The 25,134-nt window shown below is 33.4% G+C and carries 24 protein-coding genes; 9 read left to right on the top strand and 15 right to left on the bottom strand.

Going from position 1 to position 25,134, the window contains the following annotated elements; all coding sequences use genetic code 11:
* Nucleotides 1-191: 191 nt before the first annotated feature.
* The gene (locus tag OPR29_RS01695) at nucleotides 192-932 is read right to left on the bottom strand and encodes a DsbA family protein (RefSeq protein WP_265025342.1); all 741 of its coding nucleotides are present in this window, start codon (nucleotides 930-932) and stop codon (nucleotides 192-194) included.
* 394 nt (nucleotides 933-1,326) lie between these two features.
* Here OPR29_RS01695 and OPR29_RS01700 point away from each other — a divergent pair, with 394 nt between their 5' ends.
* The 4 genes from OPR29_RS01700 (at nucleotide 1,327) to OPR29_RS01715 (ending at nucleotide 5,940) form a co-directional block, all read left to right on the top strand.
* Nucleotides 1,327-3,210, top strand: coding sequence for a DUF3857 and transglutaminase domain-containing protein (locus OPR29_RS01700; RefSeq protein ID WP_265025343.1), 1,884 nt, complete (start codon nucleotides 1,327-1,329; stop codon nucleotides 3,208-3,210).
* A gap of 47 nt (nucleotides 3,211-3,257) precedes the next feature.
* Nucleotides 3,258-4,745: a UbiD family decarboxylase gene (locus tag OPR29_RS01705; RefSeq protein ID WP_052264652.1), complete on the top strand. Its 1,488-nt coding sequence runs from the start codon at nucleotides 3,258-3,260 to the stop codon at nucleotides 4,743-4,745.
* Between the two features lie 40 nt (nucleotides 4,746-4,785).
* Nucleotides 4,786-5,313: a phospholipase D family nuclease gene (locus OPR29_RS01710; protein WP_007301949.1), complete on the top strand. Its 528-nt coding sequence runs from the start codon at nucleotides 4,786-4,788 to the stop codon at nucleotides 5,311-5,313.
* Between the two features lie 84 nt (nucleotides 5,314-5,397).
* Nucleotides 5,398-5,940: a hypothetical protein gene (locus OPR29_RS01715; protein ID WP_007301948.1), complete on the top strand. Its 543-nt coding sequence runs from the start codon at nucleotides 5,398-5,400 to the stop codon at nucleotides 5,938-5,940.
* Between the two features lie 214 nt (nucleotides 5,941-6,154).
* Here OPR29_RS01715 and lgt read toward each other — a convergent pair whose 3' ends face one another.
* The 4 genes from lgt to OPR29_RS01735 all read right to left on the bottom strand — a co-directional run bounded on the left by lgt (nucleotide 6,155) and on the right by OPR29_RS01735 (nucleotide 8,401).
* Complete coding sequence (gene lgt / locus OPR29_RS01720) at nucleotides 6,155-6,946, bottom strand: prolipoprotein diacylglyceryl transferase (RefSeq protein ID WP_007301947.1); 792 nt, start codon at nucleotides 6,944-6,946, stop codon at nucleotides 6,155-6,157.
* A gap of 6 nt (nucleotides 6,947-6,952) precedes the next feature.
* On the bottom strand, nucleotides 6,953-7,402 hold the full coding sequence (smpB, locus tag OPR29_RS01725) for an SsrA-binding protein SmpB (RefSeq protein ID WP_007301946.1): 450 nt from the start codon (nucleotides 7,400-7,402) through the stop codon (nucleotides 6,953-6,955).
* 88 nt (nucleotides 7,403-7,490) lie between these two features.
* Nucleotides 7,491-7,880, bottom strand: coding sequence for an ankyrin repeat domain-containing protein (locus OPR29_RS01730; protein WP_406848650.1), 390 nt, complete (start codon nucleotides 7,878-7,880; stop codon nucleotides 7,491-7,493).
* Nucleotides 7,877-8,401, bottom strand: a complete 525-nt coding sequence (locus OPR29_RS01735) for an ankyrin repeat domain-containing protein (RefSeq protein ID WP_265025344.1) — start codon at nucleotides 8,399-8,401, stop codon at nucleotides 7,877-7,879. The genes OPR29_RS01730 and OPR29_RS01735 overlap by 4 nt, the downstream gene beginning before the upstream one ends.
* A gap of 103 nt (nucleotides 8,402-8,504) precedes the next feature.
* Between OPR29_RS01735 and OPR29_RS01740 the strand changes: the two genes are divergently transcribed.
* Nucleotides 8,505-9,026, top strand: coding sequence for a Na+/H+ antiporter subunit E (locus OPR29_RS01740; protein ID WP_006015458.1), 522 nt, complete (start codon nucleotides 8,505-8,507; stop codon nucleotides 9,024-9,026).
* Here the strand turns inward: OPR29_RS01740 and OPR29_RS01745 are convergent.
* Nucleotides 9,019-9,435, bottom strand: coding sequence for a hypothetical protein (locus OPR29_RS01745; RefSeq protein ID WP_007301944.1), 417 nt, complete (start codon nucleotides 9,433-9,435; stop codon nucleotides 9,019-9,021). The two genes, OPR29_RS01740 and OPR29_RS01745, sit on opposite strands and share 8 nt — an antisense overlap.
* A 266-nt stretch (nucleotides 9,436-9,701) precedes the next feature.
* Here OPR29_RS01745 and purN point away from each other — a divergent pair, with 266 nt between their 5' ends.
* Nucleotides 9,702-10,268, top strand: a complete 567-nt coding sequence (gene purN, locus OPR29_RS01750) for a phosphoribosylglycinamide formyltransferase (RefSeq protein ID WP_265025345.1) — start codon at nucleotides 9,702-9,704, stop codon at nucleotides 10,266-10,268.
* On the opposite strand, the gene OPR29_RS01755 is transcribed toward purN, so the two are convergent.
* From OPR29_RS01755 to ribF, 4 genes are read right to left on the bottom strand one after another with little or no spacing between them, the layout of a single operon-like run.
* A complete protein-coding gene (locus OPR29_RS01755; protein WP_265025346.1) occupies nucleotides 10,262-11,584 on the bottom strand; it encodes a M16 family metallopeptidase in 1,323 nt (440 codons plus the stop codon). The genes purN and OPR29_RS01755 overlap by 7 nt on opposite strands.
* Nucleotides 11,571-12,899 carry a M16 family metallopeptidase gene (locus tag OPR29_RS01760; protein WP_012481845.1) on the bottom strand — a complete coding sequence of 443 codons (1,329 nt, stop codon included), beginning with the start codon at nucleotides 12,897-12,899 and terminating at the stop codon, nucleotides 11,571-11,573. The genes OPR29_RS01755 and OPR29_RS01760 overlap by 14 nt, the downstream gene beginning before the upstream one ends.
* 4 nt (nucleotides 12,900-12,903) lie before the next feature.
* Complete coding sequence (lspA, locus tag OPR29_RS01765; protein WP_007301940.1) at nucleotides 12,904-13,380, bottom strand: signal peptidase II; 477 nt, start codon at nucleotides 13,378-13,380, stop codon at nucleotides 12,904-12,906.
* Nucleotides 13,377-14,309 carry a riboflavin biosynthesis protein RibF gene (gene ribF, locus OPR29_RS01770; RefSeq protein WP_254229758.1) on the bottom strand — a complete coding sequence of 311 codons (933 nt, stop codon included), beginning with the start codon at nucleotides 14,307-14,309 and terminating at the stop codon, nucleotides 13,377-13,379. The genes lspA and ribF overlap by 4 nt, the downstream gene beginning before the upstream one ends.
* 68 nt (nucleotides 14,310-14,377) lie before the next feature.
* Here ribF and OPR29_RS01775 point away from each other — a divergent pair, with 68 nt between their 5' ends.
* The gene (locus OPR29_RS01775; RefSeq protein WP_006015443.1) at nucleotides 14,378-14,749 is read left to right on the top strand and encodes a glutaredoxin; all 372 of its coding nucleotides are present in this window, start codon (nucleotides 14,378-14,380) and stop codon (nucleotides 14,747-14,749) included.
* A 95-nt stretch (nucleotides 14,750-14,844) separates the two neighbouring features.
* Entirely contained in the window at nucleotides 14,845-15,717 is an 873-nt protein-coding gene (locus OPR29_RS01780) for a hypothetical protein (RefSeq protein WP_007301937.1), read from the top strand.
* A gap of 239 nt (nucleotides 15,718-15,956) precedes the next feature.
* On the opposite strand, the gene lepA is transcribed toward OPR29_RS01780, so the two are convergent.
* The 3 genes from lepA to OPR29_RS01795 all read right to left on the bottom strand — a co-directional run bounded on the left by lepA (nucleotide 15,957) and on the right by OPR29_RS01795 (nucleotide 20,319).
* Nucleotides 15,957-17,753: a translation elongation factor 4 gene (gene lepA / locus OPR29_RS01785; protein ID WP_265025347.1), complete on the bottom strand. Its 1,797-nt coding sequence runs from the start codon at nucleotides 17,751-17,753 to the stop codon at nucleotides 15,957-15,959.
* An 81-nt stretch (nucleotides 17,754-17,834) separates the two neighbouring features.
* Nucleotides 17,835-18,857 (bottom strand): hypothetical protein, encoded by a 1,023-nt coding sequence (locus tag OPR29_RS01790; protein WP_265025348.1) that lies wholly within the window; start codon nucleotides 18,855-18,857, stop codon nucleotides 17,835-17,837.
* Nucleotides 18,858-18,942: 85 nt separating this feature from the next.
* Nucleotides 18,943-20,319 (bottom strand): malonyl-CoA decarboxylase, encoded by a 1,377-nt coding sequence (locus OPR29_RS01795; RefSeq protein ID WP_019236618.1) that lies wholly within the window; start codon nucleotides 20,317-20,319, stop codon nucleotides 18,943-18,945.
* A gap of 282 nt (nucleotides 20,320-20,601) precedes the next feature.
* On the opposite strand from OPR29_RS01795, the gene OPR29_RS01800 reads away from it, so the two are divergent.
* Entirely contained in the window at nucleotides 20,602-21,294 is a 693-nt protein-coding gene (locus OPR29_RS01800) for a TerC family protein (protein ID WP_026097226.1), read from the top strand.
* Nucleotides 21,295-21,514: 220 nt separating this feature from the next.
* Here the strand turns inward: OPR29_RS01800 and guaA are convergent, their stop codons facing one another.
* Together guaA and OPR29_RS01810 are read right to left on the bottom strand one after the other, a co-directional pair.
* On the bottom strand, nucleotides 21,515-23,077 hold the full coding sequence (gene guaA, locus OPR29_RS01805; RefSeq protein WP_052265035.1) for a glutamine-hydrolyzing GMP synthase: 1,563 nt from the start codon (nucleotides 23,075-23,077) through the stop codon (nucleotides 21,515-21,517).
* A gap of 227 nt (nucleotides 23,078-23,304) precedes the next feature.
* Nucleotides 23,305-24,771, bottom strand: coding sequence for a type II secretion system protein GspD (locus OPR29_RS01810; RefSeq protein WP_265025349.1), 1,467 nt, complete (start codon nucleotides 24,769-24,771; stop codon nucleotides 23,305-23,307).
* Nucleotides 24,772-25,134 lie beyond the last annotated feature (363 nt).

Below are 25,134 nucleotides of genomic sequence, written 5' to 3' on the forward strand. Positions count from 1 at the left end.
GTTATAACTCCAAAATAATAATTGTATTTTAATAGATTAACCAGCCTAGGAAGGCTAATTACTTAAGGTCGTGCTGTGTTGCAAGCAAACATCACCTACTTTTCTTGAACTAATATGTAGCCTATACATATTGTTACTTACTATATCTTAACTATACTTAAACTCTCTTGTGCTGTCAAGCAGGAAATTTATTAATCTTTTAACTCATTCACTTTTTTACGTAATATATTCAAATCAGTTTTTCCTACAAAAAGACTATCTCCTATTATCAAAAAAGGTGTACCGCCTACTCCCAAATCCCTTACTAAAAGTTTGCTGTTGTTTATCATTTGCTCAATTTTGTCTGCATTATTTTTCATAGAGTTGTTAAAATCGTTCTCGTTGATCCCTATATTTTTCACTATACCTAATATAGTTTCATCTGAAAATTCTCCTCTGTGATCTAGTGCAGCGTAGTGAAAATCTAAGTACTTTTCTTTATCGATAAAATAAGTTGCTAAAGCACCTTTTGCTGCCTTTAAAGAATTGTTACCAAGTATTGGAGCATCCCTAAAGATATACTTAACTTTGCCATCATTGATCAATTGTTTTACATCGTTCTTTATAGCTTTGCAATATCCACAAGAATAGTCAAAAAAACCTACAGCTATGATATTGCTATTTTCATTTCCTGAGTAAGGATAAGTAGAGTCGAATATTTCATTTTTATGCTGAGAAATTTTATTTTTGGTTGCATTAGCATAACTATTTTTAGCTGACTCTTCCTGGAGAGCTTTTAGAACTCTATCAAAATTTTTACTGATGTAATTATCCAATCTCTCACCTATATAATCATCATTTAAGTTCTGAATGCGGTGTGAAAGCCAATTGTTTATTACTGGTAAACTTGCTACTGCAAGTATAAAAATCAATAAAAATGGTATTTTAGACATACACTTACTTAAAGAATACAAATATTAAAGAAATGCTCAATGTTAAAACATTTTTATCAAGAAATGCAAACTTTATATATGTTATATCAGAGAATCTGGTGATATTAAGTAACGAAAACTTGTGTAGAATAAGGCATTTGAGAAATTTAAGCAATCCTTACCGCCGCGTATAACAATTGTAACCGCGGCGGTAAAAAAGTTGATTATTTTATAACCGCTGCGTATAATACTGACAAACACGGCGGTGAATTATATGAGCGAACCAATAATTGGTAGAGAGAAAGAAATAGCCATTCTAGAAAATAAGCTTCTTCCCTAATCAGTTGGCTGTTTGTATTGTAGGTGGCATTGTACAAGTCTAGTAAAATAATTTTTCAGTAAATGTGGTGACGTAATGAAATTTCTAAAAACTATCTTTAACTTAGCATTACTAGTATTTTTCATGTCTACTATAGCTGAAGCAAGGTGGGCTAAGTACGAAGATGCTTCCGTTGAGGTTGAATTTTCTAATGTTAACATTAATGTTAATAGAGATGGTACCTATGAAACGGAAGTAGAACTACAAGCAAAAATACTCAAGGAATCCGGACGTGATAGGTTCTCTCTATACAGTCTTGTTTACAATGATGATAGTGCAGATTTTACTGTTTTAGAGGCTAAAACAACTTACAACGGAGAAGAATATATAGTAACTGAAGACATGATGGAGGATAAACCGCTGGCTAGCCCTAGCAAAGGTTTCGATCAGTTAAGGCAAGTAACCATCTCATTCCCTAAAATAGAAATTGGTACGGAAGTATATTTAAGATATAAGCAAGTTAACAAAAAGGTTCCCGTTGATAATTTTTATGGCTTGAGCTTTTCGTATTATGGGGATTATTTACAAGCAGAAAATACTAAAATCAATTCTGAATTGCCTCTAGAGATTAAAGTTAATGATCCAAGAAGCGTATTAGAAATTGCTGAGGAAAAAAAGGATGATGTACATTCTATAAGCATTGCTTTAAAGAGAGCAGTTTATGAAAACACAACAAATGAACCACATAATGGAATATTGAACATAAAACACAACACTTGGGTATCACTTTCAAGCTTATCTGAATGGGAGGATTTAGCTAAAAAATTAGCTCCTGGATATCATAGCGTCATCAATCAGCCGCTTCCTGCAACTTTTGAAGCTATAGCAGAATTTGCTGCCAATGAGAGTACCGATGAGGAGAAAATTAATGCAGTTACTTCTTTATTGAATGAAAAAGTTCAGTACATGGGAGACTGGCGTACAGTGTCAGGAAAATATTTCCCGAGAGATTTAGAGAAAATTGCTGATTCTCAAGTTGGGGATTGCAAGGACTTTTCTGCCAGCACAGCTGCTATTTTACAAGAACTTGGTTACAAAGTTCAACCTATTTTAGTTATGAGAGGAACTACTAATACTTCTAACTCTGAAGCATTACCTAATATGGGTAATTTTAATCATGTGATGCTCAGAGTAACAAATAGAGGTGGGAAAATATATTGGATTGATCCAACTAATACCGTCAGTATGGCACAGGGTATTTTTCCAGACATTGCTGATAGAAACGCTTTAGTACTCGATTCTGAGGAAGCGGATTACATAAAAATTCCTGCTGTACAAGGTGAAAATTCAAAAGTGATATCCCATAGTGAATTAACTATAGAAGATAATGTTGTAAATGAATATGGCCAGCTTACCGTGCAAGGGGAAGCAGCCTTAGGCTTAACAGGGGTTGGATTGTATTATTCAAATGAGCAATTAAGGGATTCTGTTTTTCGTATGATTAGTGGAGTATATCTTGATGAAGAAGAAAAGAAGTTCTTAGAATTGCCTGACCTTACTTTACGTAATGTAGAAGATCTTACAATCAAATATGAGTTTCAGCAAAAAAATAAGATTTTTAAGACAAATCTAGGACCTGCTTTGAATTTAGGAGATAATTGGCTTAATGATGTTGTCAATACAGCTTCTGACCAAGTGTCAGATCTTTTTATTGGTGTTCCTAAAACTAAGGAAAGCCATATGATAATAAAAGATATCAAAATTAAAAATTGTGAAAATTTGAATTTTGAAATAAATTCTCCTTGGTTATATGTAAATAGGTTCTGTAAATATCAAAATGATGGAACCGAATTTAGCAATTTAATAACCATAAAGAAAAGCTTTATTACCAATGAAGAATTAAAGACTGCTGAATATAAAAACTTAAAAAGCGAATTGGAGAATAATTTTTCTAGAGCCTCTATAATAATAAGTGAATGAGTTGTGCTGGGAAAAGCACTTCTTAAAAGGCTTAAAATTTTTAAAATATGTACAATAACTTACGCGACTTCATCAGAGCATTAGAAGAAAAAAAAGATCTAATTAGAATTAAAAAAGAAGTTTCAACTATTCTTGAAATGACAGAAATTCATCGTAGGGTTTTGTCAAACAAAGGACCAGCTATCATCTTTGAAAATGTTGTCACAGAAAATGGCAAAAATTCAATTCCCGTTTTAGTGAATTTATTTGGTACTATTGAGAGAATTGCATTCGGACTTGGTATAAATTCTGATGAATTAAGGGATCTGGGTAAACTTCTAGCATTTTTGCGATCACCTGAGCCACCAAAAACCTTCAAAGATGCTGTGAAAATGTTTCCTCTACTAAAAGTTGTATTGTCGATGCGGAGCAAAGTTGTGAGCAAAGCCCCATGTCAAGAGGTGGTGCTAACTGGGGATGAGGTGGATCTTAGTTTGCTACCTATTCAGACATGCTGGCCAAACGAGCCTGCACCGCTTATCACTTGGCCACTTGTGGTAACAAAAGGACCAACAGCAGACAAGCAAGATAATTTCAATCTTGGAATATATCGTATGCAGGTTGTGAATAAAAAAACGACTCTCATGCGCTGGCTTGCACATCGTGGTGGTGCAGGTCACCATAAACGGTGGAAGGAGAGGGGACAAAATATGAAGTTTCCTGCGGCTGCTGTGATTGGTAGCGATCCTGCAACAATTATTGCTGCGGTAACTCCGGTGCCGGAGACTTTATCAGAATACCAATTTGCCGGGCTGCTGCGAAAAAAACCACTTGAGCTTGTAAATTGTAAAACTATTCCTCTTCAGGTTCCAGCTCATGCAGAAATTGTTTTGGAAGGATATGTAAGTTTGGATAATTACCAAGATGAAGGGCCATATGGAGACCATACCGGTTACTATAATGCTGTTGAACAGTTTCCTGAGTTTAACATCACTGCAATTACAATGCGCAAAGATCCAATTTATCTCAGCACTTTTACTGGCAAACCACCTGATGAACCATCAATTCTTGGTGAAGCACTCAACGAAATCTTTGTGCCGATTCTTATCAATCAGTTTCCGGAAATAGTAGATTTTTATCTGCCCCCAGAAGGTTGTTCATATAGAATAGCGGTAGTGTCGATAAAAAAGGCTTATCCAGGGCATGCAAAAAGAATTGTTATGGGCACACTATCTTTTCTCAAACAGTTCTTATACACGAAATTTATTATAGTTGTTGATTATGATATAAATATACGTGATTGGAAAGAGGTGATGTGGGCAATGTCAACAAGAATGGACCCTGTGCGTGATACAATTACGATAGAGAATGCCCCAATTGATTATTTAGATTTTGCTTCCCCTGAAAGTGGTCTCGGAGGTAAAATAGGGTTTGATGCAACAAACAAACTTCCACCTGAAACCAAACGAGAATGGGGAAGAAAAATTGAAATGAGCGAGGAAATAATAAAGAAAGTTACAGAGAAGTGGAAGGAATATGGGTTGACAGATGATTAAACTATGATGTAGACTACCGCCGTGTATTTAGGTGTGGTTTGTGAGGCTTTTATATCTTTTATTTTTGTCGGCATGTTTTTCTCTGTATTACTATGTGGGTCCTACATTCTCGCCTTGCCCAAAAGCAACAGTTTGCTTCTCACCTGAAGAAGACTGTGCTGTACCGATAATCAGCGAGATAGACCAATCTAAAGAATCTATCTTAGTTCAAGAATATACATTTACTCTTGGAACAGTTGCAAAATCTTTGATTAACGCCAAAGAGCGTGGTGTTGATGTTAAAGTCGTCTTAGATAAATCACAACTCCATTCAAAATATAGTGTCATAAGCGAATTGTTTTCAAATGGAATACCGATTTGGATCGATAATAAGCCAAAAATTGCTCATAATAAGGTAATAATTGTTGATAATCAAAAAGTCATCACAGGATCGTTTAACCTCAGTAAGACAGCTGAAAAGGGAAACGCTGAAAATTTATTAATTATTGAAAATTATCCTGAATTAGTCCAGCAGTATGTGAAGAACTGGGAAATACGAATGTCACAATCCTATCAATATGCTCCCTAGATACTTGATATCAAAAAAAGTCTTTTTATTGATAGATTTAATTTCTTGTGATATAATAAATTAAAAGGTTTTAAGGGGTAGGTAATGGATTACATAAATGATGCTGCTGATAGTTACGCTGCCATTCATGATTTTTTTCAAAATAATGGTGTTGGAGATTACAAAGTTCAATGCAATTATGGTGGTGTACCGTATGCTACTGACAAATATGTACATTCTGGAGACAAATTTTGGAGCAATAATTTTATAGACTCACATTTTGGAAGGGAAATAAAAATGTATCCTCAAAGTGAGCTTTTAGCTAAAGAGTATGCTGGTAATACACTACCGGTTTCAATATCACTAGACAAGGATCTAATAAAAATAAAAGAATGTCAGAAAAAAACTAAATTTGTAGAACTAGAAGGGGAATCAGGTGATATAGTATATGATAAGCAAAAGCATATAAAGTGCTACACGACAAAGTTATCATATGACGATGTTTCTGTTCATAATAAAAACGAAGTTTCAATACTGAATATTAGATATGATGTGCCAAACGATCCAAGATACAGTTTAAACATAGCCTTCACAAAGGTTAATGATAATAAACCAGGGTTTTGGCAAAAGTTTAAAAATATGTTTTAATAGAGTAGCTTCTAAATCAAGGGGATTTTGTTGAAAAATGAATATCTACTTAATAATGAATTTGGTCAGTAGCTACTAAGTTTGTTTCATAGCTATGCAACAAAAGGTTTGTGCCCTCACGTTTATTCTCTGCAACACGAAAAGTTCGTACAGTTGTACATGCTATGTAGTAGATAAACTTCTACTATATTTTTTTATTCAACTTACCTCTTGTCTATTGAATAGATTTTGTATTAAACCTAAAATTCAACGCACCTAAATATATAAGCATTCCCAACAAAATCATAGGTATAGAAAGCAACTGTCCCATAGTTAAATTGAACCATAAATAGCCAATTTGATAGTCTGGCTCGCGGAAAAATTCAACCATAAAACGTGCTACTCCATACAACATAACTGCAACTCCAGTTGTTGCACCATAATACAATCTCATTTTGTTCAAGTAAAATAGTGAATTTACAACTACGAAAAGTAGCGCTCCTTCAAAAAATGCCTCATAAAGTTGGCTTGGATGGCGCAATAAATTATCACCACTTTCTGGAAATACCATACCCCACGGCATAGTTGTAACCCTGCCAAATAACTCTCCATTTATAAAATTACCTATGCGGCCTAGAAGTAAACCTATCGGAACTCCACAAGAAATTAGATCCAGTGTGTAAAATATAGGAATGTTATGTCTTCTACAGGAGATTATTACTGCAAGCAAAACTCCTATAGCACCGCCATGAAATGACATACCTCCTTCCCAGGTCTTTAGTATTTCGATAGGATTGCTTATATAGAGAACTGGATCATATATCAATACGTACCCAAGCCTACCTCCAAGGATAATGCCTATAATAACGGCTGTTAATAACGAATCGTAAAAATTCTTAGTAAATATTTTTTGATTGTCTAGCTTATGTAAATACCAATATGCAAAAACTATACCCAAAACATATGCTAAAGAGTACCAATATATAGAAACAGGACCGATGCTAAAAATAACTGGACTTAAAGACATATTTTACTACAAATTATTCTTAGACAATCTACTTTTCTCACGTTCCCACTCTCTCTGCTTTATGGTTGCTCTCTTATCATAGAGTTTTTTTCCTTTCACAATGGCAATTTTAGTTTTTGCCAACCCTTTATCATTAAAATAGATAGAAAGTGGCACAACAGTTATTCCAGAGGTTTTGATTTGACCAATTAGCTTATTTATCTCTTTTTTATGCAAAAGCAATTTTCGTTCTCTTTTTGGCTTGTGATTCTTTTGGTTTGCAGCTTTATACTCTGCGATATGCATATTGTTTAGCCATATTTCACCTTTTTTTTCAGTAACGTAAGCATCAGAAATGTTTGCTTTTCTTTCCCTTAGTGATTTCACTTCACTACTTAAGAGGATCATACCTGCTTCAAATTCTTCTAAGATAAAGTATTCAAACCTTGCTTTTCTATTTTCTGCAATAACTTCCATATCTAAAGATATCTTTAAGCTTCAATATATTACAGAACTTTTGGTTTAATTCATAACAAAACAATTATCTCAGTAAATGCAAGTTTGGTTAAAAAAGCTCCAATCTTCCTGCAAGTGTAATTTGTTCCACTCTTCCTACTGCCATTTCAGCCCTAGGACTAGCATTACCTGACAAAGAACTTATCACATCTTTGCAGCCCCATTCAATAGCAAAGTGTAAAGGAGCATATCTATTATTGTTCTGTTTACTAACATATGCCCCACTTTCAATTAAAATATCTCTTATACTTTCATGATCGCTAGCAAAATGCAAAGGAGTGCGTCCACAACTATCCCACACATTAACACATGCTCCATGTTCAATCAGAGTTCTTACTATGTTTTCATTATCACTTTCAGCAGCAAAATGCAAGGGAGTGCTTCTATAATTATCCCACGCATCGACGTATGCTCCGTGTTCAATTAGAGCTATTACTATGTTCTCATAGCCACTCTTAGTAGCAAATGTAGAGGAGTGTGTCCATCATTGTTCTGCGCGTTAACATCTGCTCCACATGCAATTAGAGCTCTTACTACACTTTCATTCCCACCTTCGGCAGCAAGATGTAAAGGTGTACATACATCATTGTCCCACGCATTAACATTTGCTCCACTTTCAATTAAAATATCTAATATGCCTTTGTGGTTCCATTCAGCAGCAAAATGTAAAGGAGTGCATCCATCGCTGTCCCATGCATCAACATATGCTCCATATTCAATTAGAGCTATTACTATGTTCTCATAGCCACTCTTAGCAGCAAAATGCAACAATGTAGTTTCTACAGGATCTAGATCACTATGTGTAGTGAATATATGATTGATATTAAATCCACTATCTTCCCACCTCCGTAAATCAATTCTTTCTAATTTTATTTTTATTCGTTCAACTATGTTGTTCTTGCTTAAACCTGAAGTATCATTTATTTCTTCAAGCATTTTTAGAAAATCATCAAGCGTCATAATCTCCACTACTTATTAAAATAACTTGGTTATTATGTTCTTTGACACAAAAATCAAGAACTTTTTATTTTTCTAAAAAATCATTTAAGTTATACTCCAAATCATGAAAGTCAGGCAAAATATTAAGTTTTTTTCTCTATCATTTGTGATTTTGTCTTCTCTATGGATTACATTGTCTGGTTATTTTGAGCCTTTTTTTATTCTCTGTGGAGTATTTTCTTCTGTGTTCACATTGATTATCTTTAAAAGGTTAATTGATGCTGAAAGTGCCCTTAGTCAAATTCTAAATGATAGTGGTAGGCTGTCACTTTATCAGCTTATAAGTTATATACCTTGGCTAATTTACCAAATTATTTTTTCAAGTATTTATGTAACAAAAAAGGTGCTACGATTCAAATCTACAGTTGAGCCAATTGTTATTGTAAGAGAATGCATAGGACATAATGATAAGACCATTGCATTATTTGCTAACTCGGTTACGATTACTCCTGGAACTTTAACTATCAATGTTGAAAAGAAGCAGAAAACATATTTATCTACCATATGTTTGATAGATAAAGATCTTGAAAGTGGCATTTCTGAAATAGAAGGTAAAGTCTTAAAAATGCTACACCTAGTTAAGTAATTGCTTTAAATAAGTTAACAGCGTCTCTGTATTCTCTTCTTAGGCTTTCAAGCATTTCTTTTGGAAGGCTATCAATAACAGTAGAACATAAATAATTGTACAAATCTTCTAGCCTTGATATGTTATTTTTCTTCTTGCTGTTGAATTTGTACGGAAAAATGCCCTCCATAATTTCAATATCAACAACCTTATTTAAAAATGCATTTTCACTTGTTATGCTTATTCTTGTAAGTATAGTATTAATTTCAGGTTCATTACTCGTATAAATATCTGATAATTCTGCCATTTTAATGACGTATAAAGTTACTACTTTTGATAAACAATTATCAGAATATTCACAATTTTTTATTACCTCCCACTGAGTAACCTGAGACTTGCTTGTTTTTGCATTGCTTGGTAATTTATTCATTGAATTTTCTCCATTTAATTCAGTGTAGTAAATTATACTAATACTTTGTTAAATAAATAATAACGCAGCCATAAAAATATGCATTTATTTACCATAAATTGTATAATATTCCTAAAATGAAATGTTAAAGTTACTTCAAACTGAATGATTTCTTTAATTCCATGTTATTCAGCAGTGTAAAATATTGCTACACAATAGTATTTATTCTAAAATAAACTTTCCTTTTGAGCTATTTTATTAATATCCATTCTTACGGCTGCACTAAAATGAAAAAGATAAAACTCGGAATACTAATTTCAGGTAGAGGATCAAACATGCAGGCTTTAATAGAAGCATGTCAAGATCAGAATTTCCCTGCTGAAACTGTGTGTGTTATCACAAATAATAGTGAAGCTGGAGGCCTTAAAATAGCAAAGCAAGCAGGAGTTTCAGCGTTTGTTGTTGAAGATAAGTCACTTGATACTGATAAAATTCATGAAATACTTGTTCAACATAAGGTTGATTTAATTTGCCTTGCAGGGTTTATGAGAATTATAAAGGCCAATTTCCTGAATAAATGGCATAACAAAGTTATAAATATTCATCCCTCTTTACTTCCGTCATTTAAGGGCCTAAATGCTCAGGAGCAAGCTCTGAAAGCGGGTGTAAAAATTACAGGATGTACTGTGCATTATGTTACTCCTGAAATTGATGCTGGAGCCATAATCGCTCAAGCTACTGTTCCAGTGTTACCAAATGATGATGTTCACAGTCTCTCAGAGCGCATTCTAGCTGAAGAGCATAAGTGTTATGTAAAAGCAGTAAGATCAATAGTAGAAGGTATTAACTATTGACCTTGAGCGTTTCTTCCAACTTCAACAAAAAATAAATTTTCAGGATTCAGTAAAGAACTTGCCAGCTTGTTTACTTTTTCCAATTGAACATCATTAATGATATTTGCATAATTATTTATATGGTTAATATCACGATCATCTATCTGCATACTATCCAGTAACGTTGCTGTATTCGCATTATTGGATAGAAAAGAGAAGATAAGGTTATTTACTAAACTGGTTTTTGCATCCTTGAATAATTGTTCGTCAATTCCTTCCTCTTTTATTCTGCTAAATGTATCTTTTACTGCTGATATAGCTTTGCTAGCAGTGGAACTATCAGTACTCATAAATCCAGATATAATATTTCCATGCTTATTAGGAACATTACGTGCACTAACACCATAAGTAATACCTAGATTTTGTCTCAACTCTTTCATCAGTATTGAGTTTAGACTCATACCACCAAGCGCATTAATCAAAACACTAGCATTATAGTAATTAGGGTCTTCATATGCTATGCTTTTTTGAGCAAAAAGTATTACACTCTGTGGTATATCCATAAAAACGCTCTTACTTTCTGCAGGCCCAAATTCATTTTTTACAGATACCTTCCTAACTTTCGATCTTTTTGATGGTAACTTAGATAAATATTTATCGAGCAGCGTACTAACTTCTTCTTTTGTTGCACAACCAACAATACTAATAACGATATTATCCTTAGTAAAACTACGCTTTATGTATGTTAAAACATCGTCTCTAGTAATGTTCATTATAGTGTCTAGAGTTCCATATGGATCTCTTGAGTAAGGATGTTTTTTGAACAACAATGTATCTAACTCTTTTGCAGCAATAAAATAAGGGTCTTTTTCAAAATTATTAAAGTTTACTTTGGCTTTTTCGAATACTCTATTTAACCCCTCAGGATCAACTTTAGGGCGCATTATAGCATCACTCAGTAGTGAAATTGCATCCTCTAGATTCTCAGATAAAGTGTTTAATGAAACCCTAAATGCTTCTAAACCAGCAGTAAAATTTAAACTAATTCCTTTATCCTCAAGCTTTTTCGCAAAATCTTTGGCATCATTTTTTCCTGCTCCTTCTTGAATTACAAGAGAAGTAAACCAAGCAAGCCCCTGCTTTTCTGCACTTTCATACACACAACCTGCATCTTTGAATGATATATTAAGTGAAACTTTTGGTAGATCATGGTTTTCAACAAATAAAAACTTAAATCCTTTATTAGTAGTAACCTCCTCTATATTTAAGTGACTGCTTGCTTGCAAATTAAAGCCTAGACAGAAAAAAAATAGAAATACATATTTACTTATCTTCATTATTACCTCCTTTTGGTAGCAAACGACCAACTAATTTATTAGTAGAAAAGATAGCGTGAACTTTATTATTTACATCCTCTAGATTGACATCATTAATTTTGCTATATGAAATGTCTATTTCATCAAGTGGAATACCTAGTGCTAGACGTGGTATATAAAACATTGCTATATTAGTTAAATCAGATAGATTATCAAGCTGTGCTGCTTTGTATTTAGACTTTGTACTTTGCAACTCTTCACTTGTTATTCCTTCAGAGTTAAAGTGATTAATAGAATTTTCTAACTCTCTTGCAACAGCATCCAAATTCACCCCGCTTTTTGGAGTTACCCGAATCTCAATGTAACCATTACTAAAAGCTAAGCTATTATAATAAGCAAACACTTCTACTGCTACATTCTTATCTAGAACTAAATCTTTATATAGCTTACTAGACTTGCCATTCCCCAAAACATCAACTGCCAAATCAACAGGAAAAGTTTCACTTATTTGCTCAAATAAAGGAACACTATAGCGAAAGTATAAAACTGGCTCTTTTACTTCAGTGCTTTCTAAAATTACCGATATATCTGCATTATGTATTGAATCTTGGTTCGGATAATGCTTCACTACAGGCTCAGCTTTAATTGCACCATATTTTTCCTTTGCTAATCCCACTACTTCTTCAAATTCTACATCACCAACAACGAGCAGTATAGCATTACCTGGATGATAATAGTTATCATGAAACCTTGTTATGTCATCTTGATTGTAAGTTTTAATATCGCTCTCCCAACCAATAACAGACCTACCATAACCATTACGATAAAATGCACTGTTCATTTCCTCCCATAGTAAAGCTTCAGGATTATTATCAAATCTCATCTTTCTTTCTTCTAATACGATATTTTTTTCTCTATCTATTTTGTCTTGAGTAACATCAAAATTGCCCATTCTATCTGCTTCAATTTCCATTGCTAGTGGTAAATCTTTTTTGAGAACTAATTCGTAGTAGCAGGTGTATTCTTTAGTGGTAAAAGCATTAAATTGGGCCCCAATGCTGCCCAAAGTGGATTCTATGTCTTTAAATTTTCCTGTAGTTTCAAACATTAAGTGTTCAAAGTAGTGAGCCAAGCCTGCTTTGCCAATTGGGTCATCCATTCCCCCAACTTTATATATTATTGCATGAAAAACAGCTGGAATTCGGTGATTAGGTACTACATAAACATCCAATCCGTTACTGAGCTTAGCATGCTTTATGATTTCAGCTTCCAAAGAAATCGGACAAATGAAAAAAAACACAGATAGTATAAAAAAACTAAAGAATTTGCGAAGCATTATTTCATTCCTCATTTTGCTTAGAGATAGACCTATCATATATATACCACTTATATAACAATGTACACATTCCACAAACTATAGATAGATCTGCTAAATTAAAGGCTGGCCAATACCAATCATTGATATGAAAATATATGAAGTCATATACAGCTCCCCAATAGATTCTATCAATTACATTTCCGATCGCTCCACCAATCATCAGAGAAAAACTAAGGTAAATTGACTTATCATTAGATTTATATATCAAGTATGCAAGTATACCAATTATTAATATTGAACATGCTGAAAAAAAGAAGCTGCCATGCGGCAGAGTACTACACATTCCAAAGCTAATTCCTGAATTCCAAACTTCAACTAATTTCATAAAACTAGTAATCTCGATTGACTCCCCCTCATCAATCAAAGAGTTTATATACAATTTACTTGTTTGATCGAATGATACTATAATCAATATAATAACTAAACATATCCTTTTCATAAGTTTATCTTTAACTGGTAAGCCTTCATTATATCACGGTCTATCTGTTTTGTTAACTCGTTAATACTATGGAATTTTTTTTCTGCCCTAATAAATTTTAAAAGTTGTATGTCAACCTTAAAATTGTATACATTTTCGTTGAAGTCAAATATATGCATTTCTACTATAGGTTTTTTTAAGTCCTTAAATGTAGGTCTCATACCAATGTTGACTACTCCATATAGCCAACTTGAACTATTTTCAGAAAATGCAACTTTGGCGTAATATGTACCAAGCTTAGGTTTTATCATGTAATCTTCTATCGGAATGTTTATGGTTGGAAACCCTATTTCTCTACCTCTACATGCACCTTTTGTTACAATACCAGAAACTTGATAAGACCTACCAAGCAATTTATTAGCAATTTCTATTTCGCCTTTTTGTAAACACTCCCTGATTGAGGAAGAAGAGCAAATTTTTCTATCGATTATCAATGGCTCTAATTTAGTTAAAGAATATTCATACACCTGAGAATATTTTTCTAGAGTTAATATGTTACCCAATCGTTTGTGACCAAAAGTACAACTTTCTCCAACAGTTATATGTTTAGCACCATACTTCTTTACCAAAATCTTACCAATAAAGTCATCGCAGCTAACCTCAGAAAAACCTCTACTAAAATTAATAATATACAAGTAATCTATACCATAGCTGCTGATTAGTTCCTTTTTTTGTTCTTGGTCTATTAACCTAAAATTGTTCCTACTAAATAAAACAGTTGATGGGTGAGGCTCAAAAGTTAAAACTGCAGAGGGTAATCCTCTTTCTTGTGCTACCTTCTTTAGATTGGAAATTGCAAACTTATGTCCTAAATGAACGCCATCGAAATTTCCGAAAGTTAGTGCCACATTATCTTTTATCCCTTGCTCACAGTTGTAAATAATTTTCATACAATTTGATATTTTATATATATTTTTTATATATAATAGTTGTATTTTATGAACTATGGAGATAAATCGTGAAAAACACTAAAGGAAAAGTTGTAATATATGTGAAGAAGTACTGCCCATTCTGCAAGAAAGCAAAAGAGTTATTGGATGAAAAAGGTGTGAAATACGAAGAAATTGATGTACTTAGAAACTCGGATTTGTTTGACGGTATAAAATCAAAATATAACGTCAGGACAGTTCCACAAATTTTTATTACTGATGAAAATGGTGATTATGTACATCATATTGCTGGATGTGACAAATTGATGGATCTTGAAAAAGAAGGAAAGTTGGATAATATGTTAAATAACAATGAAGATAGCATTAATGCAACAGCTTACACAAGCGGCAGTGATGAACACGAGGGATGTAATATAATACATAATGAAGATTTTATGTGATTTTTTTGTCTTACTGTTGCTGGCATACCCACTTTAAACAATTTTTAATGAATTAAAAATACAATTCATCTAGTGAGTTTTTTTAGTGGGAAAAAATGATAAAAAATATTATAATTGTTAGCAAAAACTTAATTAGTATTGAATTAATTAACAAACAAGATTTAGAGAGTTTCATCAAGATTTTCACAGTGCTTGATAAGCATATAGCAGCTAAAACTCTTTTTACAGAAGAAGTGACAATAGAGTATAAACAACACAATTGCATAGAAGTTGTTGAATTGATAAAAGATACAGGTTTTACATATCATGATGTTGAGAATGTGTTAAATCACCTAAGTAATCATGGAATGAAAGTACCAAGTAGCGTTATAGCAAGCACCCTTTCTTCTTCATACAATCACGCACTTGAGTCTAAGGATGTAGCATTTGCCTGTTCTAAAGGGTTGCCACAATTTTACATCAGGGTAAATAAGAATACCTTTATAATGACTCCTATAAGTGAAGAGAATCTGGAATTGAATTCGCAAAATAGCAAAATGCTTATAGAGTCATTAAAGAGCGAAAAAAGCACTTATGATTGCATAGTGGAAGAAAATATCATCAAAGTTATAGTGCATTCTGAAATACATCAGGCTATAAACTCGATTATAAAATCACTGATAAAGTCTTGCCTTTTAGCAAGAGATGAAGAAGAAAAATTCAAAGAGAAATTGAGACAACTTGCTTTTAAAGATCAAGCTTTCGTTGAGTATTCTAGCATCAAAACCATTCATAGATATCCGAATAACCATCCTCTGAGAAAGCATGAAAGTGTTATTAAAGATATAGAAAATATTTTATGTGATTTCATAATAAATGAGAACAGCGGGTTTGCTATAGAGCGGTTAAATAGACTGGGCTCAGAAGTCTCTCCAAATACTCCAAGAATCATCACTAAAACTATAGATAAGCTTGTTAAGTTTCACTAAAATGTTGTTGGAATGGTTTTAGCCAATGTCTACATATATCTGATTTTTACTGATTGAGTGGAGCAATTGAGCTGCTCTCTGTCATCCCAGCGTTTAACACTGGGATGATTTCGTTGTATGGTATCTTATATAGTGTTTTACAAATTCACATAGCTATTTCAAATTTACCCATATCAATGTCAGTAAATTTATTGAGAAAATATCACTTAGTTCTTTAAATTTATGTTTTTGAATATATATTAATCATTTATTTTCAAAGCCTCAATAAAAGCATTTTGTGGAATGTTTATGTTTCCCACAGAATGCAATCTTTTCTTACCTTTCTTCTGCTTTTCAAGCAGCTTCATCCTTCGTGTGACGTCTCCACCATAGAGCTTGGCTGTTACATCTTTTCTATACGGGTTAATCGTTTCTCTAGCAATAATTTTTCCGCCTACTGCCGCTTGAATCGCGATTTTATATTGCTGGCGTGGTATCAAGTCTTTCAAACGTGCACATATTTCACGGCCTCTTTTTTCTGCCCTGCTTTTATGAACAATGCAGGCTAACGCATCCACAGGTTCTCCATTAACTAAAAAACTTAATTTATCTATCTGACTTTCCTGATAATCGGATATTTCCCAATCTAAACTTGCATATCCCTTGGAAATTGATTTTAGTCTATCGTAAAAATCAAAAACAACCTCAGACAGCGGTAATTTATACTTCAGTAGTGCTGTTGTCGTATTACCAACATAAGATAAATCCTGCTGTTCTCCTCTCCTCTCTTCACACAGAGATAGAATCTCTCCTAAATATTGATCAGGTACCATTATAGTTGCAGTGATCCACGGTTCTTCCACTATTTCAATTTTTGTAGGGTCTGGCATATCGCTTGGGTTATGGATATTTAAAACTTTACCATTTTGTGTTGCAACTTTATATATAACACTCGGTGCAGTTGCTGTTAGATCTAAATCAAATTCTCTTTCGAGTCTTTCTTGAATGACTTCAAGATGTAGCATTCCTAAGAAACCGCAACGAAATCCATAACCTAGGGCATTTGACGTTTCAGCATCAAATGTAAAACTAGCATCATTTAAATGTAATTTTTCTAGTGCTTCCCTTAAATATTTAAAATCATCTGTGTTATTGGGAAAAATACTGCAAAATACTACAGGATATACTTCTTTAAAGCCAGGTAATGCCTTGCTGCACGGCCTTTTCTCTTCAGTAATAGTGTCTCCTACTTTGCAGTCTGCTACTTCTTTCATTGAAGCAGTTATAAAACCAACTTCACCTGCTGAAAGTTCACCAGTCATAACTTTTTTAGGAGTGAAAATACCGATATTATCGACCTGATATGTAGCATTATTAGACATCATAACGATTCTCATGCCTTTTTTTAGTACTCCATTTTTAACTCGCACTAAAATTACTACTCCTAGGTAAGGATCATACCAACTATCAACTAAAATTGCTTGCAGTGGAGCATTTGTATCACCTTGAGGAGCGGGAAGTTTTGTCACTATAGCTTCAAGTACATCCTTTATCCCAAGACCAGTTTTTGCCGATATCAAAATTGACTCAGTTGCATCAATTCCGATTACCTCTTCAATCTGAAGCTTTATCCTTTCTGGATCTGCAGCAGGAAGATCGACTTTATTAAGCACAACTATTATCTCATGATTATTGTCAATTGCCTTGTAGACATTTGCCAGAGTCTGAGCTTCAACTCCTTGGCTGCTATCTACTACCAAAAGTGAGCCTTCACATGCGGCTAAGCTTCGGCTGACTTCATATGAAAAGTCAACATGACCTGGTGTGTCCATGAGGTTGAGGCAATATTTATTACCATTATTTGCAGTGTAATTGAGTTTTACCGTTTGTGCTTTGATTGTAATTCCACGTTCACGCTCTATATCCATTGAGTCAAGTACCTGATTGGTCATTTCCCTTGTCTCAAGACCGTTACATTCTTCTATCAAACGATCAGCAAGAGTTGACTTCCCATGATCTATATGTGCTATTATTGCAAAATTTCTTATATTGTTCATAGATCTACTTATTTAAGTAGATCTATTTTACATTTTAAGTATTACAAGAGCAATTACTTATATCTCTCTTTGCTAAAAACATTAAGCTGTCCTTGCCAATGGACGGCAATGCTCATTAGCTGATGCTTGCTTCACTGTGCTACTTGGATCTTCTTGCTGTCTACACGTTTTTACTGCATCAGCAAGGCTTAGGTAAGCATCACCAACTTTAATCTTTACATCTTTATTTTTTTCTAAATCCGCATCAGTTGGTCTATCACTTATTATTCTAATACTATCATCACTGTTAGCACCTAATGTAATGCTACATTCCTTTCCGTCTACATACCAGTTAAACTTTATTCCATATTGAACTGTGGTACCTATATGATAATATCTAATCCCCTCATGTATTTTACCACTGATAAATTCTTTTTGATCTCCACTTGAAAGAAGAAAACCGGCAATATTGTTTTCTTTACAAAAATCACTATTTAAAAATTCGCTTACTTTAATATCTGTGCTTTTATTGTCTTCTTTTAGCTTAATTATTGTATAAAGAAGGTCTGAATTACTATCCCTTTTGATTGACATCGCATCAATAGTGCCGTTTTCTATATACTTGCTAAACTCTGCTTTAGCTTTCTCTTCTAACTCTTTTTTCCTTGCTGCACTTTGTTCTTGTTGTTGCATGTTTTCTAGCACTTCTTTCATTTTTTTTTGGAGTGATTCGATATCCTGGATTAACCCGGATTCATCAAAGTCGAAGATCACGAATGCTTGGCCCAATCTTGTCTTCAATTCTTTAATTATGTTTACTATCTTTAAGATAGACTCTAAGTTTTGATAATGTACAATAATTTTTTGAGCATTTAGGCTACCCTTATTGCCATCCCAGTCAGAACTAATGTTATCAAATATTGAATTAAGTCCTTTATAAATGGTTATCAATTCATTTGATTCCTCTTCGCCTATTCCATTACTTTTAATACTGCTAATACAATTATTGAATAACTCTATCTCTTTAGAATCTGCAAATAATACACCATACAATTTTTTATGTGCTACTGCATCTTGTATCTTTTGTTTTAGTTTCTTTAATTCTTCTAATTCATCACTATTCATACATTTTACCTCATAAAACTATTCAATATTATATACATAAACATTAGGGAATGTTAGCACTTTCTATATGCTTGCGCACTTCCTATTATTCCTTTAACATAGCTGACACTTTTTTTGAATGAGAAATCACTTTATTAATCATATAATTCTCATGATTGTTATCTATTTTAGGCAGCTCATACAGATAATTCACCATTATTCCGGCTGACTGACTAATGCCTTTTTCAGAAGTATCAGCCATCCAGTTGATTTGTTTGATTGATGCACCATTGCTTAAATGAAAGTGTGCTACTGGATCATAAGCACCTCCACCACTGCTTTTAACCTTTAGCAAATAATGTGCACAAAGTTTCAGTAGGGACTGTTTTTCGCATTCAATGTTAGTTTTTATGCTTTCTAAAATTTCTGTACCTGATTGTTTTATATTAAGCTTACCTAATAAAGCTACGTCTTGATTTTTTAGCCATTTTGTAAATCCAGGAACTGGAGAAAGAGTTGCATACACTTTTACGCTTTTAAATTCTTGCGATAGTTTTTCTACGACTCTCTTTATTAAAAAGTTACCGAGGCTAATTCCAGATAAACCAGTTTGAGTGTTTGATATTGAATAGAATATAGCAGTACTTGCACTGCTTGGGTCACTTGAAGGAACTGACTCGTCCAAAACGTGTTGAATACTATCTGCAATCTCATTCATCAGTGCAACCTCTACAAAAATTAAAGGTTCATTTGGTATTTTGTAATGAAAGAAAGCAAAACAGAGATGATCAGAATCTAGTCTGTTTTTTAAGTCACCCCAAGAGGAAATTTTATGTACAGCTTCATATTTTATAAGTTTTTCCAACAATGATGCAGGTGAATCCCAGGTGATTTGATGAAGATCAAGTAGATCAACATCAACCAAAGTACAAAGTATACTTTTTAATTCGTTTTCTAGTGGACTTAGACTTTTATATTGATTCTTCAGCTTGAGTACATCAGAACGCATATCAACAATAAACTTAAGGCCCTCCGGTAAGGAGATAAACTGCTTCAATATTTTAGAGCGTGGTGATTCAAGGACTTTTATTAAGTCTTGTTCAAACTTATAGCTCGACTCAGAATCTTGATTTTTCTTATATACTTTCATTTCTTCATCTATTTTCGTTTTATCCGGATTGAACTTTTCTGCCAGGGTTTGTAAAAATTTTATTTGACCTGCCTCTGATAAACTCAAGTACAAATTACCAAGAGATACGGTGTTCTTACGTGCTGAGACTTCACCCCCCTTTGGGTTTAAGCATTCGTTCATCTTCAAGACTAAACTATCGACATCGCGACTACTACTTAAATCAGGGCCAATATTGCCAACCCATGACCTTACAGCATCTGCTACTTCACCTAATATTTTAAAAAATCCCTTTGTTGCTTTCTTATCTTCAACTTTTACTATATCAGTTTTTGCTAATGATTCTTTTGTCATATGTTCCTTTTATCGTGTATCTATCTTAATTTAAAGAAAAATCTTAGTCTATAAAGAAGGCATATATTTTCATGGTACAACTATTTTACAATCTATTTAAAATTTTCGTAAAGAGAGTTAGATTTTTAATTTCATTATTTCTCTTACAAAAGTACTTTTATTATAAAAATGCCCTTTTGCCTCTTTCTTTTCCGGGTAAGGCTGATTTTTTAATTACCTAGTCGAAGTTACTTAATTTTTACACATCTATTGTAAAGTACAAAATCTGACTTTGGAATGAAAATGCTAGCTGATGCTTGGACTTTATTGATAATTACGCTACTTGAAACTATACTTGGTATAGACAATTTAATCTTTATTTCTCTAGCAATAGATAAGGTGCCAAATCTGCTGAGAGAAAGAGCCCGCCTTATAGGTTTTGGCTTAGCGCTATTGATGCGTTTTGTAATACTATTTTTTACATCATATATACTATCAATGCAAAAGCCTATATTTCACGCTGTATCGCTAGATATCTCAGTAAAGGATTTACTTATGATTGCAGGAGGGTTATTCCTTATTGTTAAAAGTTCTATAGAGTTATGGAGCGAAATTTTTGTACATAAGGAGAACAAAACAAAGGCAAATGTTAAATCACAATTTTTTTTAGTTGTGCTACAAATTATATTAATAGACTTAGTTTTTTCGGTTGATTCAATATTAACTGCCATAGCATTAACTCACAATATGATAATCATTGCCATAGCATTTACATTTTCCATATTAGCGATGCTATTTTCATCAAATTATACCGCTCAGGTAATAAAATCCAACCCAAGCTTAAAAGTAATTGCCATTCTATTTATTTTACTCGTCGGTGTATATCTAACACTTGAAGGGCTTCACATAGAACTACCAAAAGCATATTTGTATTCTTCATTTATGTTTGCAGTGCTTGTGGAAGCTATAAGCAAAATAAAGACAATGCGGCCTTGAAATTATTTTGCACAAGGCAAAAGTCTAATTTTTATTCCGGTGTGTGACGAATATCTGTACGAACATTTCGATGTCATCCGAGTAGCTGACACTGGTTCTTTTTTTCTGGATTCCAGCGTTACGCGCTGGAATGACATTAAATAGTTTTCCTTAAAATTTGAGTTATGCAACCAGCCTCTTTGGTGTGATTCGAGTAGCTGAAACTGGAATGAAATTATTGCTACTCCCACTCAATAGTTGCTGGTGGCTTGGAAGTTAAATCATACACAACTCGATTTACTCCGGAAACTTTGTTAACAATTATACTACTGACGTCTTGCAAAAACCTCCAAAATACTAACGAATGTTGATCTTTATTTTCAAATGGAAATGCATCAGCTGTCATGCCATCAGATGAAGTCACAGCCCTTAAAGCGCAAACATATCCGTATGTACGATTATCTCCCATAACTCCCACAGTTTTTACTGGTAACAGTACAGCAAAAGCCTGCCATATTTTATCATACAGATCATAATTTTTCATTGTGTTGATATATATTTCATCTACTTCTTGCAATATTCGTACCTTTTCTTCATCAACCTCACCTATGATCCTCACTGCAAGTCCAGGCCCAGGAAATGGATGTTGAAATATTATCTCATCTGAAAGCCCAATTTCTTTGCCAAGCAGCCTTACTTCATCTTTAAAGAGATAGCGTAAAGGTTCTACTAATTTCAGATTCATTTTTTCTGGCAACCCACCAACATTGTGATGAGATTTAATTGTACTAGTGTTTCCTGAAGCGTGCCCTGATTCAACTACATCAGAGTAAATGGTGCCTTGCATTAAAAAATCCACATCACCTATTTTTTTTGCCTCTTCTTCAAATACTTCGATAAAAGTATTGCCGATAATTTTTCGCTTTTCTTCCGGATCAGTTATTCCCTTTAACCTACTTAAAAACAAGTTTGATTTATCAACGTAATTTATTGGAATTTCTTTTAACATAGCAGTGGTCTGGCTCTTACGCAATAACCCAGTATCGATAAAAATACAGTTTAATTGTTTTCCTATAGCTTTGTGTGTAAGAACTGCTGCAACACTTGAATCAACCCCCCCACTTACTGCAGCAATTACTTTTTTCTCCCCTACTAAGTTTTGAATTTTTTCCTTCTGTTTTTCAATGAATGACTTCATTGTCCAATCTCTCTCACAATTTGCAATATCTAAGAAATTAGAGAGAAGTTTACTACCATTTGTCGTAGGCTTAACTTCAGGATGGAACTGAGTGCAGTAAATCTTCCGCTGTTCGTTGGCAATTATTGCGATTGTTTGATTTATTATACCTGAGGCAATAGCAGTAAATCCTTGCGGTATAGTTTCGACACTGTCTGCATGGTTCATTAGCACATCGACTTCGGAATTAACGTCCCAAGTATCCTTTATAATTGGGGATTCTTTTAGTATCTTGATTTTAGTTTTGCCAAATTCCTGATTGAATTCTTTTCTTACCTTTGCCCCGAAATAATGACAAATGAGTTGCTGTCCATAACATATTCCAAGTATAGGAGTGTTTATTGTTTCGTTAAGTTTTATAATTTTATGTGCTACTTCACTTACTTCAGAGCAATTGTCATTTACAGATTGCGGTCCTCCAGAAAAAATAAATCCATTGAATTTTGATACTGTTTCGAAATCGATATTGCTTGGAAATATTTCACAGTAAACGCCCATTTCCCTGATTTGTCTTGCAATAAGCTGTGTAAACTGTGAACCAAAATCAATAACGGCAATTGCTGACAATGTGCTCCTCCATATTATTTAAAGCAATATTTGATAATAAAGAAAACAATAAAGTAAGTAAACTAAGACCTGTTTAAAAACTTTAATATATGACTAAAGTAACTTAAATTTACTGCAACAGATTTATGATTAAGCTGTCTTAATTATCATTCTGATACTCTCTTCTTATCATAATAGCAACCCCAACATCTTTCCTTAAGTTGATGCCATTGCCTGAACGGATACGTTTAATATATATATAAATTCCTATCTTTTATATCTAATAAACCAAGTGTTGGTACGATTGTTGCTTTCAGGAAGATGACGGTTTCTACTGTCTTAGCCAGTTTTTTTGACTTTTGATGCAATAAGTTTTGGTTATCTTTTCTATGCTCTATAAGCCCACCAATTACCATAGCTTCGCCGCTCTTAATTTTTAACGTAGAGTGCATTTCTCTGGTTTCAATAATTGGAATGTCACTATTTAATTTCATTTTATTCTGTTGTGCGACATATTCTATATTTGGGTCTTTAGTGTAATTGTTAATTCTTGATAAGGTTGGGTGTATATCCATAAATATTTCGTTAGTATCAATGTTAATGCTTGGGTGGATTATTAACACCACACCTATTGGAGTGCTATTCATCTTGGTAATTAAGGCATGATTGGAGTTTCCGGTATCTTTCTGTATATCGGAAGTAAAATAGATATGGTTTTTAGTAAATGAAATCATTGCTTGCTGATTATTTATAGCATGTACTCTAGGGCTTGAAATTACGGTTGAAGTGCCAAACTTGTCTAAAGTTTTTACTAAATTTTCTAAATCAGAGTTCATTACCAGGCTAGTAATGGAACTATCTTGATTTGTTATAGATTTTGTTTCATTATGCAAATCATTTAAGTTGATACCAGAAAGGTATTTATCGTCTAATACAACTTCAACTATTTTGGCCTCGATCATTACTTGAGAAGACGCCAATTTCTTAACTTTATTAATATATTCTTCAACAGCTTTGTGAATATCTTTTCTAGCATTTAGAATAATGACACCAGCTTCTCTGTTGGATGAAAGAAATTCACCATCATCCACTCCATTAACATCCATTATTGCATTTAAGCCTTTTTCTAATGAACTCCATAAGTCACTGCTATATTGAGACTTTCTAACATTCCTGTCAGCATCGCTGCTTGTAACATTGCCACTAACGACAAAATTGCTTTGAGCAGAGTGTTGAATATTGATGAAGTCTACGTAATAATTTTGTGCATATGGCAAATCTTGTTCAATTCTAATTACACCATTATTCATTGAGTAACGCAATTTGGCGCTGTTGGCTATATTCTGAATTACTTCGTTTATGTTCTTATCTTTTAGCTTTAAAATAATATTACCTGATATTTTGGGATCTATGTCTAAGTTAACGTCAGAAAGTTTTCCTATCTCAATCAGTAAATCCTTTACTGGTACTTTTTCATCAACATTAATCGAAAGAAACTGATTACTGGTTGTAAGATCGGGAAACTCTACCGGTAAAGGTATCATTTCTGGTATTGCTGGTTCGTTATTCTTCAAAGGAGTATTATATTGTTGCAACGAATAATCGTGCTTATAATTGTCTATATTAACAGAATTTTGCTTGTTAGGTAGATGTGTACAAGAAATAATGAAAAGGAGTATTAAACATTTTAAAATAGCCATGAGGGCAGCATACAAATCTATACTAATAGTTTTCTATAAAAATGTTAAAAATGTATTTAATTGTATCCGTTCAGGGGAGTGGTTTAAGAAATGATAGATAGGAGATTATGAAAAGGGTTTAGCCGCATGGAAGTGGGATGAAAAGAAGCACTGGTTTCACATGCGTCTGAACAGACACCATTTTACAGCATTTTAAATTTGTCCTGTGCAATGTTTGTACAGTTGCGATAAAAATTACTTGACAAATTTTGACAGCTTTGTTATTTTGATAGTGAAGATATTCTAGAGCTCGAAATCTATCTTCGTCTGCAGACTTTTCAACTTCATTAATTTATAATCTCTAGTTAAAGTATATTGTACTTATGTATAGATAACTTC

This window comes from Wolbachia endosymbiont (group B) of Pammene fasciana (assembly GCF_947251495.1).
Taxonomy (GTDB): domain Bacteria; phylum Pseudomonadota; class Alphaproteobacteria; order Rickettsiales; family Anaplasmataceae; genus Wolbachia.